This window comes from Pseudorhizobium endolithicum (assembly GCF_902153245.2).
Taxonomy (GTDB): Bacteria; Pseudomonadota; Alphaproteobacteria; order Rhizobiales; family Rhizobiaceae; genus Neorhizobium; species Neorhizobium endolithicum.
In genome coordinates this window covers 617,444-634,086 of record NZ_CABFWF030000012.1, presented here as the reverse complement: position 1 = coordinate 634,086, position 16,643 = coordinate 617,444, and the positions used below count along the sequence as shown (strand labels likewise).

The following is a 16,643-nucleotide window of genomic DNA, read 5'->3' as shown; positions in this document are numbered from 1 at the left end:
CAAGCAATGGTCGAGCAGGACGTCAGAGAAAAGCTCCACAGCTACCGCCAGTCGATCGACAACATCGACGCCGCACTGGTGCACATGCTCGCCGAGCGCTTCCGCTGCACCAAGGAAGTCGGCCTCCTGAAGGCGCAGTACGATTTGCCGCCGGCAGACCCGGCGCGCGAGGAATACCAGATCGAACGCCTCCGCCGGCTGGCGAAGGACGCTCATCTGGACCCGGATTTCGCGGAAAAATTCCTGAACTTCGTGATCAGGGAAGTGATCCGGCACCATGAAGCCATCGCCGCCGAGCACGGCGGTACGAAACAACCCGCCTGACATCAGGCGGACCGACAGAAAGACTTGAAGGAGTAAGAAAATGTCCCTGAAGATTCGTCTCGCCCGCGGCGGTTCCAAGAAGCGTCCGTACTACCATGTCGTCGTTGCCGACGCCCGCGCGCCCCGCGACGGCCGCTTCCTCGAGAAGCTCGGCTCCTGGAACCCGATGCTTGCAAAGGGCGACGAGAGGCGCGTCGAACTGAACGTCGAGCGCATCCAGGAATGGATCGCCAAGGGCGCCCAGCCGACCGACCGCGTCCTGCGCTTCCTTGCCGAAGCCGGCATCGCCCAGCGCGAAGCCCGCAACAACCCGGACAAGGGCAAGCCTGGCAAGAAGGCCGAGGAGCGCGCCGCCGAGAAGGCCCAGAAGGCGGAAGACGCCAAGGCCGCTGCTGCGGAAGCTGCTGCCGAGTAATATCGATCCGTATTTTGCGGATGAACGGGCGGTACGGAAACGTGCCGCCCGTTTTCTGTTTTCATTTGCCGGCACTACCGGTACAAGCGCCTGAACCATCCGGATGATGCGCATGACGAAGCTCCAGAACCCGATCCTCATGGCGACAATCGGTGCGGCACAGGGCCTGCGTGGCGAGGTGCGAGTGCGCGCCTACACCGAGGATCCCATGGCGCTCGGCGATTACGGCCACCTGCACAGCAGGGACGGCCGCGTCTTCGAGATCCTGGAGATCCGTGAGGCGAAGAATGTCGTCATCGTCCGCTTTCGCGGCGTCAACGACCGCGATGCCGCCGAGGCGTTGAACGGCCTCGAACTCTATATCGAGCGGGAGAACCTGCCGGACGACGAACTGGACGACGACGAGTTCTACTACGCGGATCTCGAAGGGCTGGAGGCGGTCGACGAGACCGGCAAGAGTTACGGCACCGTCAGCGGCGTGTTCGATTTCGGTGCGGGCGACCTGCTCGAACTGAAGGGGCCGGGCCGCCGGCCGGCGCTCATCCCGTTTTCCGAGGCGGCCGTGCTGGAGATCGATCTGGAAGCAGGACGAATCCTGATCGATCCCCGTGCGGCGGGCCTCCTCGAGGATCCCGAGGATCGCAACCCCCCCAAGAGCAAGCCGGACGGCGGGGCGCCATGACCTTCCGCGCCACGGTCCTGACGCTCCACCCGGAGATGTTTCCCGGTCATCTCGGCTCTTCGCTCGCCGGCAAGGCGCTGGAGCGCGGCCAGTGGTCAATCGAGCCGGTGCAGATCCGCGATTTTGCCAGTGATCGTCACCGCACGGTGGACGACACGCCAGCGGGCGGCGGCGCGGGGATGGTGCTGAAGCCGGACATACTGGCGAAGGCCATCGATCATGTCTCGGCCGGCGACGACCGGCCGCGGCTGCTGATGAGCCCGCGCGGGAAACCGCTTACCCAGACGCGGGTGCGGGAACTGGCAGCCGGCGACGGCGTGGTGATCGTCTGCGGCCGGTTCGAGGGGGTGGACCAGCGGGTGATCGAGGCGCGCGAGCTTGAGGAAATCTCGATCGGCGATTATATTCTCTCCGGCGGCGAGTCCGCAGCGCTGACGCTGCTCGACGCGGTGGTTCGCATCCTGCCCGGCGTCATGGGCAATGCCCTTTCCGGCACCCATGAAAGCTTCGAGGGCGGGCTGCTCGAATATCCGCACTACACCCGTCCGCAGGTCTTCGAGGGTAGGGAGATTCCGGCGGTGCTGACCTCCGGCAACCATGCGGCAATCGAGAAATGGCGGCACGAGCAGGCGCTGGCGCTGACGCGCGAGCGCCGGCCGGACCTTCTCCAGTCAGAGCAGGATTGATCCCGTGACCGCGTTAGTGCGGCTTGAAAACGCGGCCATAGCGTTCGTGGCGCTGGCCACCTATTGGCATGTGGACGCGGGATGGTGGCTGTTCCTGCTGCTCGTGCTGGTGCCGGACCTTGCCATGTTGGGTTACCTGTTCGGCTCACGGTTCGGCGCTATCTGCTACAATGCGCTGCACAGCTTCCTCGGCGTCGGTCTGCTCCTGGTCTCAGGCTACCTTCTCGGCTGGGATCCGGCTGCTCCGCTCGCCTTGATCTGGATCTTCCACATCGGGTTCGACAGAGCGCTCGGCTATGGCCTGAAGCACCAGAGCGGCTTCAAGGACACCCATCTCGGACGGATCGGCTAGCCGGTGACGAAGTAGTAGGTAGTCAGCATCACGCCGACGGCGACGACGATCACCCGCATCACCGTCTGCGGTACGCGCCGGGCCATCCACACCCCGGCATAGCCGCCGAGGGCCACGCCCGGGATCATCACCAGCGCCTGCGGCCAGGCGACCACGCCGCCGCCGACGAAGATGACGATGGCGACCGCCGCGATCAGGATCGACAGGAGGTTCTTCAGCGCGTTCAGGTGGTGATAGCTGCCGCCGGAGGTGATGCCGAGGACGGCGAGCATCATGATCCCCATGCCGGCGCCGAAGAAGCCGCCATAGATGGAGGTAAAGAACTGCGCCACGATGCTCGTCGGCGCGTTGACAGGCTTTTCGGCGGAAGACTTCGGCTTCAGCCACGGGCCGGCCGCGAAGATGGCGGTCGCCGCCGCGAGCAGCCACGGCACGATCCGGCGGAAGGACGGGTTGTCGAGCGACAGGAGGAGCAGCGATCCGCCGAGTGCCCCGATGACGGAGACGATCGAAAGCGCGATCGCGCTTCGCCAGCTCTTGGCGATCTCATCGCGATAGGCGAACGTCGACGTGATATAGCCGGGGAACTGCGTGATCGAGGAGGTCGCATTGGCGGTGATCGGGGGCATGCCGACGAGGGTCAGCGCACCGAAGGTCAGGAACGTGCCGCCGCCGGCAATCGCATTGACCGCGCCTGCAAGAAATGCCGAAGTGAACAGCAGCAGCATGGTGGCAATGGTCATAAAGGCAGTTCCCTGATTTCCGGCCTCAGCACCGTCCGGGGGGCGGTGTCGTCTCGTCAAAATGCCGGGCACTGCTGCCCGGCATCCTTGGTTCGCGTGTACAGATAAATCCGCCTCAGGCAAAGGCGGGATTGCGGCGACTGCGCATCCCCAGGCCAAAGTAGACGCCACCGCCGACGGCGACGCCGAAGAACCATCCATAGGTTCCCCACCAATCGGGAAGCACAGAGGTGAAGGTGGGCAGGATGGAGGAGAAAAGGGCACCCACGGCAAAGGCGATGAATGCATTGCCGTGCCAGCCGTTCCGGAAGCGGAATTCGCCATTCTCATCGTAGAGTGCAGCCACATCGAGCCGGCTCTTCCGGATCAGGTAGTAGTCCACCATCATCACCCCGAAGATCGGCCCCATCGTCGATCCGATGAAGTTGACGAAGTTCGCCGCTCCGGTCTCCCACGGCGCGAAGGGATAGAGCACCAGGGCGATCAGGGCGGCGATATAGCCGCCGCGCTTGAAGTTGATCCTGCGCGGAAAGACGTTTGCGAAGTCGAAGGCGGGCGAGACGAAGTTCGCCACCACGTTGATGCCAAGGGTGGCCACCGCGAAGGTGAGTGCCGCGAGCAGCGCAAGGAACCAGCTTTCGAACTTGGCGGATATCTGGTCCGGGTGCAGGAGTACCTCGCCATAGACCGTATAGGCCGCGGTCGTGGTGACGCCGGCCACGAGGCAGAAGGCAAGAAGGTTGATGGGCAGGCCCCACAGATTACCCTTGCGCAGCGTCTTCTCGTCCTTCGCATAGCGGGAGAAATCGCAAAAGTTCAGGTAGAGGGCCGCGAAGTATGTGATCCACGTCGCGGCGACGGCTGCGAGTGCTGCAAGTGTTCCCGGCTCGTAGGGAATGCCGGCATCCTTCGTCTTCTCGATCAGGACGTCGCGGGGGATTTCCGACCCGAAGGAGAACGTGCCGGATTTGATGACGAGATAGACGGCGAGGATCAGCATCATGACCCAGACTGCCGGGCCTGCCCAATCCTGGAACTTGCGGACTGTTTCCATGCCGCGCTGGATGATCAGCAGTTGCAGTCCCCAGACGACGACATAGCAGATGACCTCGAGCGTCGAGTGTCCCAGCATGTGGCTGTTCTGGTGAAACGCCAGCATGCCTTCGTCGCGGATGAGAAGCGCCACGATGGCGCCGGAGGCGGCAGCCGTCTGCGCTCCGTACCAGAAGCAGGCGACGATGGCCCGGACGATGGCCGGAACATTTGCCCCGAAGGTCCCGAAGGAGGCACGCGCTAGAACCGGGAAGGGCACACCTGTCCTTACTCCGGCATTCCCCACCAGGGTCATGAGGAAGAAGATCACCAGCGAGCCGATGCCGATGGCGAGGACGAAATTGACGAAGCTGCCGCAAAGCAGGAAGAGGCTCGCCGCGAGGTAATAGCCCCAGAGGCTGTGAACGTCGGAGGTCCAGACGTTGAAGATGCTGAAGGCGCCCCACTTGCGCTCTTCGGCGGGCGCAAGATCCTCATTGTATAAGGAAGGCGATGGATTGCTGATGGTCATGATTTTGTTCCCCGTTATTGCGGACCAGGAGGTCCAGTTGCAATCCTGCGACCAATCCTGTGATTCGACAAATCTTTATGGGGCGCTCACAACCTGATCGGGCGAAGAAATACTTTGGCCCCCCGCCGCGACCGAGGATTCTTCGGGCCGAGGGATGACAAACCGGATTCTTTCCTGTATTGGCCCACGCGGAAATGGGGTTTCCCCGTCGACCAGCAAGCAAAGAATGGCGAACCCGCTCTTGCCCGAAAAAGGGGCGAACTCCGGAGGCATGGCCAAAGGATGATCGAGCGCTCTGGCTGTTTCAGAAGAACGGAAAGGTTTGACAATGAACATCATCCAGGAACTGGAAGCCGAACAGGCCGCCAAGATCGAAGCCCAGCGCAAGCTCCCCGAGTTCGAAGCCGGTGACACCGTCCGTGTTAACGTGCGCGTCCGTGAAGGTACCCGGACCCGTATCCAGGCCTATGAAGGCGTTTGCATCGCCCGCTCCGGCGGCGGCATCAACGAGAGCTTCACCGTCCGCAAGATTTCCTACGGCGAAGGCGTCGAGCGCGTATTCCCGGTTTACTCGCCGCTCGTCGAGGGCGTCGAAGTCATCCGTCGCGGCAAGGTCCGTCGCGCCAAGCTCTACTACCTGCGCGACCGCCGCGGCAAGTCTGCCCGTATCGTCGAGAACACCGGTACCCGCGCCCGTAAGCTGAACGAAGCCGAGCGCGCTGCCGTTGCCGAGGAAAAGGCACGCATCGAGGCCGAGAAGGTCGCAGCCGCCCAGGCGCTCGCTGCCGAGAAGGCAGCAGCCGAGGCCGCTGAAGCGAAGGCTGCAGAGGAAGCAAAGGCTGCAGAGGCTTCCGCAGAATAAGCTTCCGTCCCATCGGACATCCGGAAGGCGGCTCTCGGGCCGCCTTTTCTGTTTTTCTCTGGGTTTCGCGGACAGAGTGGGTTCATGTTGAACGCCTGTCGCAAAACTGCTAATAACGGCCCCATGGGATCGAAATTCGGATGCCTCGCGAACCAGTTCATCGTGCTGCAGGACCACAAGCGTCTGCCGGCACGCTTCTTCGCGCGCATCCACGGCGCTCTGACCGGCCGACTTAGCTGAGCGATCCATGCCGCACCGGCAGCGGCAATGCCGGACTTCCCCCGTTTTCGCATTCCAATGGATGGCAGCCATGAGCGCACCCCGCACCCTGTACGACAAGATCTGGGACGACCACGTCGTCAGCCAGGACGAGACCGGAACCTGTCTCCTCTACATCGACCGTCACCTCGTTCACGAGGTGACGAGCCCGCAGGCCTTCGAGGGCCTGCGCATGGCCGGCCGCAGGGTCCGCGCGCCGGAAAAGACGCTTGCCGTCGTCGACCATAACGTGCCGACCACGCCGGACCGCCATATCGGCATCAAGAACGAGGAAAGCCGGATCCAGGTCGAGGCGCTGGCGCAGAATGCCCACGACTTCGGCGTCGAGTACTATTCGGAAAAGGACAAGCGGCAAGGCATCGTCCATATCGTCGGGCCCGAGCAGGGCTTCACGTTGCCGGGCATGACCATCGTCTGCGGAGACAGCCATACCTCGACCCACGGCGCCTTCGGGGCGCTGGCGCATGGCATCGGCACGTCGGAGGTCGAGCATGTTCTCGCGACCCAGACGCTGGTGCAGAAGAAGGCGAAGAACATGCTGGTGCGCGTCGACGGGAAGCTGCCCGAAGGCGTGACCGCCAAGGACATCATCCTCGCCATCATCGGCGAGATCGGCACCGCCGGCGGCACCGGCCACGTCATCGAGTTTGCGGGCGAAGCGATACGCTCGCTGTCGATGGAAGGCCGCATGACGATCTGCAACATGACGATCGAAGGCGGCGCCCGCGCCGGCTTCATCGCCCCGGACGAGACGACCTTCGCCTATATCAAGGACAAGCCGCGGGCCCCGAAGGGTACCGCTTGGGACATGGCACTGGAATATTGGAAGACGCTGCACACGGATGAAGGCGCCCATTTCGACAAGGTGGTCGTGCTGGACGCTGCCAACCTGCCGCCGATCGTCTCCTGGGGCTCTTCCCCCGAAGACGTCATCTCGGTGCAGGGCGTCGTGCCCAACCCCGACGACATCGAGGACGAGACGAAGCGCGCCTCCAAGTGGCGGGCGCTGGACTACATGGGCCTGAAGCCGGGCACGAAGATCACCGACATCGCCATCGACCGCGTGTTCATCGGCTCCTGCACCAACGGCCGCATCGAGGACCTGCGCGCCGCCGCCAAGGTGCTGGAAGGCCGGCATGTCGCGCCGACAGTCTCGGCCATGGTGGTTCCCGGATCGGGCCTCGTCAAGGAGCAGGCGGAAGCGGAGGGTCTGGACAGGATCTTCAAGGAGGCCGGCTTCGAATGGCGGGAGCCCGGCTGTTCCATGTGCCTGGCCATGAACGACGACAGGCTGAAGCCGGAAGAGCGTTGCGCCTCCACCTCGAACCGCAACTTCGAGGGCCGGCAGGGCTATAAGGGCCGCACCCATCTCGTCTCGCCGGCCATGGCGGCGGCGGCGGCGGTGGCCGGCCACTTCGTCGATATCCGCGAGTGGAAATAACGATACCCGAAACCTCTCCGACGTGATGCCGCCCCTTGGGCGGCATTTTTCGTAGGCCGGCGGGGGTCCTGCGCCGGATTGTTGTGTCTCCTTCCTGCACAGCCTTGAAGGAGGGGTAAAAAAAGCGTTAACATTGATCCCGGAACGCCAGAACCATTGCTGGGGAAAGGCGTTTCGAGACTGTATCGTGTTATCGCGAAGCCCGATGATTGGGTTCAGAGTGACGTTATGAAGACGTTATCCATAGATGTGCGGCGTGCCGAGCCGCAAGATGCGGCCGCGATCGCGGATACGCACCGCGTGTCGTGGAGCCAGACCTATGCAGGCCTTATCCCGCACAAGCCGCTCACGCAAATGCTCGAGCGGCGCGGGGAGACATGGTGGCGCAAGGCGACACGGGGTCCGGCGACGCTGCTCGTCCTGGACGTGGCAGGCACCATAGCCGGATATGCGACGATCGGGCTGAACCGCGCCAAGGCCTTGCCTTACGATGGCGAGGTCTATGAAATCTACCTTCGGCCGGAGTTCCAGGGGATCGGGCTTGGGCGCCGCCTGTTCGGGGAGAGCCGCAGGCTTCTGAAATCGCTGGGTTGCGACGGTCTGGTAGTCTGGTGCCTCGAAGACAGCGAGCATGCCGCCCGCTTCTTCCGCCGCCATGGCGGGCTCGACATGGTGGAGGGGATGGAGGACTTCGGCGGGACCTCGCTGCGCAAGATCGGTTTCGTCTGGCCCCGCTGACAGTCTCCGGCAGTCGCACATCCCGCGCCAGACCAAAGCCTTGTTGCCTTGCAGCATAATACCCAGTATCGAGGCGCATCGTCACACCTCACCCGGGGAGAAGAATGCGTATCGATGCGATTTCCGTAGGGAAAAACCCTCCTGATGACGTCAACGTCATCGTCGAAGTGCCGGTCGGCGGCCATCCCATCAAGTATGAAATGGACAAGGATGCCGGCGCCCTGATCGTCGACCGCTTCCTTTATACCCCGATGACCTATCCGGGAAACTATGGCTTCGTGCCGCACACCCTGTCGGAAGACGGTGACCCCATCGACGTCCTGATCTGCAACACTCGGCCGCTGGTTCCCGGCTGCGTCATCAACGTCCGTCCGATCGGCGTGATGGTGATGGAAGACGACGGCGGCAAGGACGAGAAGATCATCGCCGTGCCGGTGCCGAAGCTGACGCGCCGCTACGACAAGATCGAAAACTACAGCGACCTGCCCGAGATCACGCTCAAGCAGATCGAGCACTTCTTCGAGCACTACAAGGACCTGGAGCCCGGGAAGTGGGTCAAGATCGGTGGGTGGCAGGACGTTTCGGTCGCAAAGCGGCTGATCGTCGAGGCGATCGAGCGCTTCAACGACAAGAAATGATCAGGACCCGGTAAGGGTCTTCATCCGAGATGCCAAATCCTCCGGATCGCCTTCGATCCGGAGGATTTTTTTGCGCGCGGTTTCGCCGCTGAGAATGGACAGGGAGCTCTTCGGCAGGTGGAGCGCCTTGGCCAGCAGTTCCACCAGCGCCTTGCTCGCCTTTCCTCCTTCGGGAACGGCGGTCACGCGCGCCTTCAGGAAGACCGATCCGTCGTCCGCCCTCTCTACACCGTCCACACGGTCCCGTCCGGCGCCGGGGATCAGCCGAACGGCCAGCCGGACATGGTCGGGGTGAAGGCTGTAGGGGAGGCTCACGCAACCAGCGGGTAGAGGCTTGTCCACAGGAGCGAGCGAAGGAAGAAGATGATCAGCAGGACGATGATCGGCGAGATGTCGATGCCGCCGAGATCCGGCATGACGCGCCGGATCGGCCTCAGCACCGGTTCCGTCACATTGTAGAGGAAGGTGCCGATCGCATTGACGAACTGGTTGCGGGAATTGATGACGTTGAAGGCGTAGAGCCAGGAGAAGATGGCGCTGGCGATCAGCACCCAGGTATAGAGGTTCAAAGCCAGATCGATCGTCTGAAACAGCGCGAGCATCAAGGTCTCCATTTCTTGTTGACAGACATGTAGACATTGGCGAACTAACGGGCAAGGGCCGGGCCCGGGCAGCGGACCAACGTGTTTAACGGCTCCGCGCCGGTGTCGCCCGCTTGCGGAAAGTTCTCTTCCGATGCCCACCCCCACCACCGGCGATCGCTTTGCAGCGTTCAGACACGCCTCCTATGCGCGGTTCTTCACGGCCCGGTTCCTTGCAGCATTCGCCATCCAGATCATCAGCGTATCCGTCGGCTGGCAGATGTACGACGAGACGGGAAGCGCTCTTTATCTGGGCCTGATCGGCCTCTTCCAGTTCCTGCCCTCGCTGCTGCTCATCCTGGTCACCGGCTCCGTCGCCGACCGTTACAACCGCCGGGCCATCGTCGCGATCTGCCTTGCGGTCGGGTTCGCCTGTGCGCTCGCTCTTCTCGTGCTAACGAGTGCCGGACTTTTCATCCCGTGGGTGGTCTTCGTGATCCTGACGGTCTTCGGCATCGAGCGGGCCTTCATGGGGCCGGCCGTGCAGTCGCTCGCGCCAAACCTCGTGCCGGAGCGGGATCTCGCCAACGCCATCGCCTGGAACTCATCCTCATGGCAGACCGCCTCGATCGTCGGACCGGTGGCTGGAGGCCTGCTTTACGGCATGGGTGCAACCATCGCCTATTCCGTGGCGCTAGGAATGCTCGCGCTGGCGGTGGTTCTCGTCTTGCTGGTCCCGAAGCCGGCCCAGCGGACGGGATCGAAAACCGTGAGCTGGACCGAAATCCTGGCGGGCTTCCGGTTCATCGGCCAGGAAAAAGTGGTGCTCGGCGCCATCTCGCTCGACCTGTTCGCCGTGCTCCTGGGGGGAGCCGTGGCGCTGATGCCCATCTTCGCCCGCGACATCCTGGTTCTCGGCCCGTGGGGCCTGGGGCTTTTGCGGGCGGCTCCCGGCATCGGGGCGGTCGCCGTCGCTCTATGGCTTGCCTTCTATCCCATTCGGAGCAATGCCGGTGTTGCGATGTTCGCGGGCGTCTCCCTGTTCGGTGCCGGGACGATCGTCTTCGGCATTTCGCATACCGCGTGGCTGTCGATCGCGGCCCTCATGCTGATGGGCGCGTCCGACATGATCTCGGTCTATGTACGGGAAACGCTGATCGTGCTCTGGACGCCGGACGAGGTTCGCGGCCGGGTGAATGCGGTGAACATGGTGTTCGTCGGCGCTTCCAACGAGCTCGGCGAGTTCCGGGCCGGCACTATGGCGTCCGTCTTAGGTGCGGTGCCCGCCGTCGTCATCGGCGGCGCCGGAACGCTGGCGGTCGCCGCGCTCTGGGCGCTGCGCTTTCCCCAACTGCGCCGGATCGACAGCCTGGATGCTCCGGACCGCTGACGCCCCTTGAAGCGGGGGTAGCCGGCTGTCTCGCTCAGGCCGGAGCGGTTTCCTGCGGGTCGTCCCGTTTCTCGGCCGCGACCCTGCACTCCTGCCGATCGAAGACCAGATCGAGGAAGCTCCAGAGCCATTGCCGGAGCGGTGCGTCGAAGATCATCCGGCCTTCCAGATGCTCGCTGCCCTTCTGGGTGTTCGGCATGATGAAGCGGTGTTCGCCGCGCACCACCCAGCGCTGCATCATGGCACGCGTCAGCTCCGCGTGGAACTGGACACCCCAGGCATTCCGTCCGTAGCGTATCGCCTGGTTCGGATAGGCATCGCCTTCCGCAAGGCGCTGCGCGCCATGGGGCAAGCTGAATCCCTCCCGGTGGAAGTGATAGACCATCTGCGGCCAATGCGGCATCAGCAGCCGTCCATGCTCGGTGGTCCGAAGGGGATACCAGCCGATCTCCGCCAGGCCGTCCTTGTGGGCCGCGACCGTGCCGCCAAGGTGGCGAACCATCATCTGTGCCCCGAGACAGATGCCGAGGAAGGGCTTGTCCTCCTTCAGGGGCACACCGATCCAGTCCGTCTCCTTCCGGATATAGGGCTCAGGATCGTTGGCGCTCATCGGCCCGCCGAAGATGACGGCGCCGGAATGGCCAAGGAGCGTTTCAGGAAGCGGATCGCCGAGGACCGGGCGGCGGATGTCGAGAGGATATCCCTTGTCGACCAGCATCTGGCCTACACGGCCTGGCGAGGAGTTCTCCTGGTGAAGCACCACCAGTATGGGAAGCTTCCCCGGTTTGCGGAGTGTTCCTGCCTGCGTGAACGGCCTGTTCAAATGCGTTACGCCTCCGGCTCGGAGCGTGCCTGCGCCTCCTGCCGCTGCAGGACACGGTCGCGGGATGAAACGCCGAGAAGATCTGCGATCCGCCAGATCACATGATCCTCCATCTCGCTTCGTCTCCCGTCCGCATGGACGAGATCCCAAAGGACGCCAAGGAGTTCGACGCGCTGGTCGGGGTCCAGATGGCGGTTCAGATCGGACGTGAAGCGATAATAGTCGACTGCCTCGTGACCTGCCTCGCGTCCCGCATCGACGAGTTCGGCGAGCTTGTCATCATCGAGGTCGTAGCGCTCCCGCAAAAGATCGTGCAGATGCCGCTGTTCCTCCTGCGATACAGTGCCGTCGGCCTCCATGACCTGGAAGCAAAGGGCCGCGAAGGCCACACGCGGATCGCCTGGCGCGAAAGCGCTTTCCGTTCTGCTCGCGGCGAGACTCTGGATGAAGGCCTGAAGACGCTCGAACATACAGGACCTCGTCAGAACAGCCGGAGGCGGTTGGCCGGCTCCGAGGAGGCGGGATCCTTCACGCCCGGATCATCGGGCGGTCGGCCGAAGAACGGATCGGGTTCTTCTTCCGGCTTCGGCGGCTGCGTCGTGTTTTCCATGGCTGCAGCAATCGGCACCACGCGCTTCTGCTCGGGCCTGCGGTCGTCGCCAGCCATGCCGGTACTCGGCTCCGGCTCCGGCTGCGCTGCAGGCGTGACGTCCACGACGGCCGCCGTTCGTTGCTGCTCAGGCTCCGGTTCGGAAGCGACGGGGGGCAGTTCCGCAATCGCCCCGCCGGTGGGGTCACCTTCTTCTATGGGGCCTTCGAGCTGCCCGAAGGGGACCTTCCATTCGAAGGCGTCGATGCGGCCGGAAACCGGCGACATGGGCAGCCATTGTTCGGAGACGAGGCCGTCCGCCACCCATGCCGGATCGCGCGGGGCGCGAAGCGCCTGAGCCATCCAGTGGCGGATGCGGCCCTGGTCCCCGGTATCGGCTTCCTCGATATCGGCGAGCAGGAGGTATATGCTCTCCCGCGGGCCCATGCGGGCCGCGGCCTCCGCCTTGGCGCGGGCGCGTTCGAGTTCCCTCGCATCGAGAGCGGCTTCCGCGACGGCGACAAGCGACTCGACGTTGTTGGGGCGGATCGCTTCCAGCTTTTCAGCTCTCTTCAACCGGTCGACCGCGCTGTCGCCGCTTCTTGCCCGGACATAGGTTCTGGCGATCTCCGGATGAGGTGCTGCTTTCCAAACGCCTTCCAGAACGGATGCCGCACGGCGGATATTGTCCTCGCGCAGGTAGCCTTTCGCGGCAATGACGGCGGCGGGAACGAGATCCTTCGCGAGCTTCAGCGCCGCGAGCGCATCATCGCGCGCGGCCTTCGGCTCGGATTCCAGCCGCTCGCCGGCCTTGGCCGTCAGAAGCACCGCCTTCCACCGGTCGGCCTGCTTCCTGTCGATGACACTGGCGATGCGTTGCTGTTCCAGCAGGCGGATCGCTTCGTCCCAGCGGCCGTCGCGACAGCGCGCTTCCAGCGTCGCCTCAGCCGCCCAGGGAAGATAGGGCGCATGTTCGGCGGCGCGCTCGGCATATTGTCTGGCCGCTTCGTCCGCTCCGGCACGGCGTGCCTCCACATAGAGCCCGCGCAGACCGAGCTCGCGCGTTTCCGGGTCTTCGGCCATGCGCTCGAAGCGTCGCCGGGCATCGTCGTGGCGACCCTCGATCAGGGCGGCCTGGGCGTCGAGCAACTGGAGCAGCGGCTCCTGGTCGGCACGCAGCAGGCCCTGGGCGCGCAAGCTCATCTTGCGGGCGAGGATGGCGTTGCCGGCACCGGCGGCGATCAGCCCGGTGGAGAGCGCCTGGTAGCCGCGGTCGCGCTTGCGGGCACGGAAATAGCGGCGGACGGAATGGGGCGAAGTCCAGATCAACTGCACCAGCCACCAGAGGATCATGATCGCCGCGATCACGGCTGCAAGCGCGGTGGCCGCCACCATCAGGCTGGTCTCGATCAGATAGTCCTGCCAGGTGATCGAGATCAGGCCGGGCCTGTCTGCAAGCCAGGAGAAGCTCCATCCGAGAGCAAGGACGACGAGGATGAACACAAATATTCTGATCATGCCGCCATTCCTCAGTTCTGCTGGCCGGTTTCGCTGACGGCCCGCGTGACCGCGTCGCCGATAAGCCCGTCGACCGCGATCCGCGCATCGAGGGCCCGCCGGAAATCCGCCGAGGCATCCTTGGCCTCCTGCGGCAGGGTGTCCCATTCGGCGGCCGCAGCGGGAAGGTCTCCTGCATCCAATGCGGCTTCCATTCGCGAGACGATCGCGTCAGGGCTATCACCTTCGACGTCACCGGTGCGTCGGACCTTCACGACGGAGAGGGCGCTCGACATCAGCCGGCCGGCGATGCCTTGATCCTGCTCCGGCGCGGCGGCCGCATCGACAATACGGTCTCTCGCCGCGGAGAACCGTTCCACCAGCTGCGCACGGGTCGGCACGCCTTCATCGCTGTACGGCCGAAGCCGTTCGGCAATCTGCCCGTCGGGGGCGACCGCCGCGAAGGTTTCCAGTTCGGTGCCGAACGAACTGCCGCGATCGACGGCGGCCTTCAACGCTGCAGCGGCGATGGCGCGGGCGGCGGCTTCCTCCGCTCCCGGCTCGTTCAGTTTTGCCTCGGCTGCGTCGAGCCGTGCCTGTAGCTGCTCCAGAAGCACAGCGTTTTCGGAGACCGTGCTTTGTGTGGCGGTTCGAATTTCCGTCAGTTGCTGCTCGATCGCTGCGAACCGGTCTTCGGCGCCGCTATCCTGAGCGCGCTCTGCCAAAGCAGCTTCCAGGCCGTCGATCCGTGCCGTGAGCGCAGGATCGGTGGGGGGGGCGGCAGGCGTCTGGCGGAGAGCTTCTATCTCCTGGCGAAGCGACTGGATCTCGCCGCCGACATCGGCCGAACGGGCGACCGCGGGAAGGTAACCGGCATACTGCATGCTGCCGGCGAGCGCGAGCGCCACGATGCCGCCGAAGATGCCGGCTGCAATCAGGGTGGAGGTGGCGGCCGGCTTCCTGTCGGAGGAGGCCGAGAACTCCTCCTCAGCCGCGCCGGGTCGGCTGGCGGGTCGTTCGACCTCCGCCGCGGCGACCGGCTCGGTAGCGGGCTGCTCTGCGGCCACGGGCGGCTCGCCGACCGGCTCCTCCTCGGCTGCCTTTGCCGGCGACGGATCGGAGTTCGGCGCGACCTCGGGCGGCTGGTTCTCTTCGACGGACGCATCCGGCGTTCCGTCGGCCGCTGCGTCCGTGTCATTGCTGCGGACCGGTTCTGCAACCGCCGCTTCTTCCGCCGTCAGGTCGATCGTCGCGGGTTCCTTCTTCGGCTTCGGGCGGCGGGGCGGTTTTTCCGGTTCCATCGAGACCTCGTTCTGCAAGTTCCTCCTGAAACTAGTAACAGGGGCGATTGAAGGGAAGGGGCGAGACGGATTTTGAGCCTTGCCGGCGCTTAAAGGAGGGCAAGCAGGCTATCTTCATCCGGGCGGGCGGAAATGCGGACATTGGGCCGCAGCGCCTCGGGCACGGCCTCCATGATGTTCCCGCTCAGGCAGAGAAGCCGGGCATGGCCGGGGACGTCGTCAACCGCAGCAAGTTCAAAGAAGCGACGCGCGGTTTCGCGGGAATAGAACAGGACGGCATCGACAGGAGGACGCCGGAGCGCCGCCGTCATCGCTTCCGGTGCGACTTCAAGCGGCCGCATGGTGTAGGCCCTGGCGACAGTATGGGGAATCCGAAGCTCCGCAAGTCCCGCTTCAAGCGACGGTGAACGGGGCCATCCGGCCAGATAGAGCAGGGGTACCGCCGAGGCCAGGCGCGACCATCGCCCGGCGAAGAGCCGCACCATGCTCGCACCCGTTCCCTCGGCCGCTTCGACGTCGGAGAAGCCGGCTTCGCGTGCCGCTCTCGCCGTCGCTTCGCCCACGGTGAACACTGTCGCACCGAGATGGCCTGCCAAGCCGGTGCCGGGGGATTGCGCCACCCGGATGGCCTCCGCGCTGGTGACCAGCAGGGCGCTGTAGGGCTTGTCGAGGGCGTCGCGCACCTCGTCCGGATGATGCCGGGCCTCCGTCACGGGCAGGGTGACGGGATCGTGGCCCAGCGCCTTCAGCCGCTGCGACGTCCGCCGCGAAGCCCCTTGGGGGCGGGTGACCAGGATGCGCACCGGCCTAGCTCCAGGTCTCGAAGAAGCCCGGTCCCGCGGCGGTACGGACACGCTCGCCGGCCTGCCGGCCGAGCGCTTCGGCTTGCCCGCGTACCCCTTCCGTCTCGACGGAGTATTCCTTCTGCCCGTCCGGCGTCAGGATCAGGCCGGAGAAGCGGAGGTGTTCGCCTTCGCAAAGGGCGTAGCCGGCGATCGGCGTGCGGCAGGAACCGTCGAGCGCCATGAGGAAAGCGCGTTCGCAACTGACGGCATCATAGGTCTGCCGGTCGTTGACCGCTTCCAGCAGGGCGTCGACCCGCGCATCGCCGATGCGGCTCTCGATGCAGATGGCGCCCTGGGCCGGTGCCGGCGGAAATTCGGCGGGATCGAGAAGCTCGGTGACCACGTCTTCCTGCGCCAGCCGCTTCAGCCCGGCGAAGGCGAGAAGCGTGGCATCGACATGCCCCTCGTCGAGCTTGCGAAGCCGTGTCCCCACCGAGCCGCGGAAGACAGTGACCTGAAGGTCCGGCCGGATGCGGCGCACCAGCGCCTGGCGGCGCAGCGACGCGGTGCCGACGATCGCGCCATCGGGAAGGGCGGTCAGGCTCGAGGCCGTCCGGCCGATCAGGGCGTCACGGACGTCCTCGCGCGGAAGATAGGCCGAGATGTGGAGCCCTTCCGGCAGGACCGTCGGCATGTCCTTGGAGGAATGCACGGCGAAGTCGAGTTCGCCGGAGGTCAGCTGCTCTTCCAGCTCCAGGGTGAACAGGCCCTTTCCGCCGATCTCGCTGAGCGGCCGGTCGGTGATGCGGTCGCCGGTGGTGGACAGCACGACGATCTCGAACATCTCCTCGGGCAGGTTGTGGGCGGCCATCAGCCTCGCCCGCGTTTCCGCCGCCTGCGCCAGCGCGAGCGGGCTGCCGCGCGTGCCGATCCGGAAAGGTTTTGTTTGCATC

At 64.6% G+C, this 16,643-nt stretch carries 20 protein-coding genes; 10 read left to right on the top strand and 10 right to left on the bottom strand.

All coding sequences use genetic code 11. The features are described from left to right. Positions 1 to 6: 6 nt before the first annotated feature. The 5 genes from RTCK_RS12950 to RTCK_RS12930 all read left to right on the top strand — a co-directional run bounded on the left by RTCK_RS12950 (position 7) and on the right by RTCK_RS12930 (position 2,459). Positions 7 to 324, top strand: a complete 318-nt coding sequence (locus RTCK_RS12950; protein ID WP_142522638.1) for a chorismate mutase — start codon at positions 7 to 9, stop codon at positions 322 to 324. Positions 325 to 364: 40 nt separating this feature from the next. Continuing rightward, the gene (gene rpsP / locus RTCK_RS12945) at positions 365 to 739 is read left to right on the top strand and encodes a 30S ribosomal protein S16 (RefSeq protein WP_142522639.1); all 375 of its coding nucleotides are present in this window, start codon (positions 365 to 367) and stop codon (positions 737 to 739) included. Positions 740 to 851: 112 nt separating this feature from the next. Next, positions 852 to 1,421 carry a ribosome maturation factor RimM gene (rimM, locus tag RTCK_RS12940; protein WP_142593073.1) on the top strand — a complete coding sequence of 190 codons (570 nt, stop codon included), beginning with the start codon at positions 852 to 854 and terminating at the stop codon, positions 1,419 to 1,421. Continuing rightward, positions 1,418 to 2,107 (top strand): tRNA (guanosine(37)-N1)-methyltransferase TrmD, encoded by a 690-nt coding sequence (trmD, locus tag RTCK_RS12935; protein ID WP_142593072.1) that lies wholly within the window; start codon positions 1,418 to 1,420, stop codon positions 2,105 to 2,107. The genes rimM and trmD overlap by 4 nt, the downstream gene beginning before the upstream one ends. A 4-nt stretch (positions 2,108 to 2,111) precedes the next feature. Next, positions 2,112 to 2,459, top strand: coding sequence for a DUF4260 domain-containing protein (locus RTCK_RS12930; protein WP_142593071.1), 348 nt, complete (start codon positions 2,112 to 2,114; stop codon positions 2,457 to 2,459). Here the strand turns inward: RTCK_RS12930 and RTCK_RS12925 are convergent. Both RTCK_RS12925 and RTCK_RS12920 read right to left on the bottom strand, forming a co-directional pair. Continuing rightward, a complete protein-coding gene (locus tag RTCK_RS12925; protein ID WP_142593070.1) occupies positions 2,456 to 3,202 on the bottom strand; it encodes a sulfite exporter TauE/SafE family protein in 747 nt (248 codons plus the stop codon). The genes RTCK_RS12930 and RTCK_RS12925 overlap by 4 nt on opposite strands. Before the next feature lie 115 nt (positions 3,203 to 3,317). Beyond that, a complete protein-coding gene (locus RTCK_RS12920) occupies positions 3,318 to 4,766 on the bottom strand; it encodes an NCS1 family nucleobase:cation symporter-1 (protein ID WP_142593069.1) in 1,449 nt (482 codons plus the stop codon). 328 nt (positions 4,767 to 5,094) lie between these two features. Between RTCK_RS12920 and rplS the strand changes: the two genes are divergently transcribed. From rplS to ppa, 4 genes are all read left to right on the top strand, one after another. After that, positions 5,095 to 5,628: a 50S ribosomal protein L19 gene (rplS, locus tag RTCK_RS12915; RefSeq protein WP_142522644.1), complete on the top strand. Its 534-nt coding sequence runs from the start codon at positions 5,095 to 5,097 to the stop codon at positions 5,626 to 5,628. Positions 5,629 to 5,938: 310 nt separating this feature from the next. Beyond that, positions 5,939 to 7,348 carry a 3-isopropylmalate dehydratase large subunit gene (gene leuC, locus RTCK_RS12910; RefSeq protein WP_142593068.1) on the top strand — a complete coding sequence of 470 codons (1,410 nt, stop codon included), beginning with the start codon at positions 5,939 to 5,941 and terminating at the stop codon, positions 7,346 to 7,348. Positions 7,349 to 7,576: 228 nt separating this feature from the next. After that, positions 7,577 to 8,086 carry a GNAT family N-acetyltransferase gene (locus tag RTCK_RS12905; protein ID WP_142522647.1) on the top strand — a complete coding sequence of 170 codons (510 nt, stop codon included), beginning with the start codon at positions 7,577 to 7,579 and terminating at the stop codon, positions 8,084 to 8,086. A 104-nt stretch (positions 8,087 to 8,190) separates the two neighbouring features. Continuing rightward, a complete protein-coding gene (gene ppa, locus RTCK_RS12900) occupies positions 8,191 to 8,724 on the top strand; it encodes an inorganic diphosphatase (protein WP_142522648.1) in 534 nt (177 codons plus the stop codon). Here ppa and RTCK_RS12895 read toward each other — a convergent pair whose 3' ends face one another. Both RTCK_RS12895 and RTCK_RS12890 read right to left on the bottom strand, forming a co-directional pair. Next, positions 8,725 to 9,039 (bottom strand): DUF167 domain-containing protein, encoded by a 315-nt coding sequence (locus tag RTCK_RS12895; protein WP_142593067.1) that lies wholly within the window; start codon positions 9,037 to 9,039, stop codon positions 8,725 to 8,727. It lies immediately after the preceding gene. Then, positions 9,036 to 9,326, bottom strand: a complete 291-nt coding sequence (locus RTCK_RS12890; RefSeq protein ID WP_142522650.1) for a YggT family protein — start codon at positions 9,324 to 9,326, stop codon at positions 9,036 to 9,038. Before RTCK_RS12890 ends, RTCK_RS12895 begins: the two co-directional genes overlap by 4 nt. A gap of 133 nt (positions 9,327 to 9,459) precedes the next feature. Between RTCK_RS12890 and RTCK_RS12885 the strand changes: the two genes are divergently transcribed. Further along, a complete protein-coding gene (locus RTCK_RS12885; RefSeq protein ID WP_142593066.1) occupies positions 9,460 to 10,695 on the top strand; it encodes an MFS transporter in 1,236 nt (411 codons plus the stop codon). 34 nt (positions 10,696 to 10,729) lie between these two features. Here the strand turns inward: RTCK_RS12885 and RTCK_RS12880 are convergent, their stop codons facing one another. The 6 genes from RTCK_RS12880 to hemC form a co-directional block, all read right to left on the bottom strand. Further along, on the bottom strand, positions 10,730 to 11,518 hold the full coding sequence (locus RTCK_RS12880) for a glutamine amidotransferase (protein ID WP_142593065.1): 789 nt from the start codon (positions 11,516 to 11,518) through the stop codon (positions 10,730 to 10,732). Between the two features lie 5 nt (positions 11,519 to 11,523). Next, positions 11,524 to 11,988, bottom strand: a complete 465-nt coding sequence (locus tag RTCK_RS12875) for a tellurite resistance TerB family protein (protein ID WP_142593064.1) — start codon at positions 11,986 to 11,988, stop codon at positions 11,524 to 11,526. An 11-nt stretch (positions 11,989 to 11,999) separates the two neighbouring features. After that, positions 12,000 to 13,625, bottom strand: coding sequence for a heme biosynthesis protein HemY (locus RTCK_RS12870; RefSeq protein WP_142522654.1), 1,626 nt, complete (start codon positions 13,623 to 13,625; stop codon positions 12,000 to 12,002). An 11-nt stretch (positions 13,626 to 13,636) separates the two neighbouring features. Continuing rightward, positions 13,637 to 14,905, bottom strand: a complete 1,269-nt coding sequence (locus RTCK_RS12865) for a mitofilin family membrane protein (protein ID WP_142522655.1) — start codon at positions 14,903 to 14,905, stop codon at positions 13,637 to 13,639. Positions 14,906 to 14,994: 89 nt separating this feature from the next. After that, on the bottom strand, positions 14,995 to 15,708 hold the full coding sequence (locus tag RTCK_RS12860) for a uroporphyrinogen-III synthase (RefSeq protein WP_142593063.1): 714 nt from the start codon (positions 15,706 to 15,708) through the stop codon (positions 14,995 to 14,997). Positions 15,709 to 15,712: 4 nt separating this feature from the next. Beyond that, entirely contained in the window at positions 15,713 to 16,642 is a 930-nt protein-coding gene (gene hemC, locus RTCK_RS12855) for a hydroxymethylbilane synthase (RefSeq protein ID WP_142522657.1), read from the bottom strand. Position 16,643: the final 1 nt, after the last annotated feature.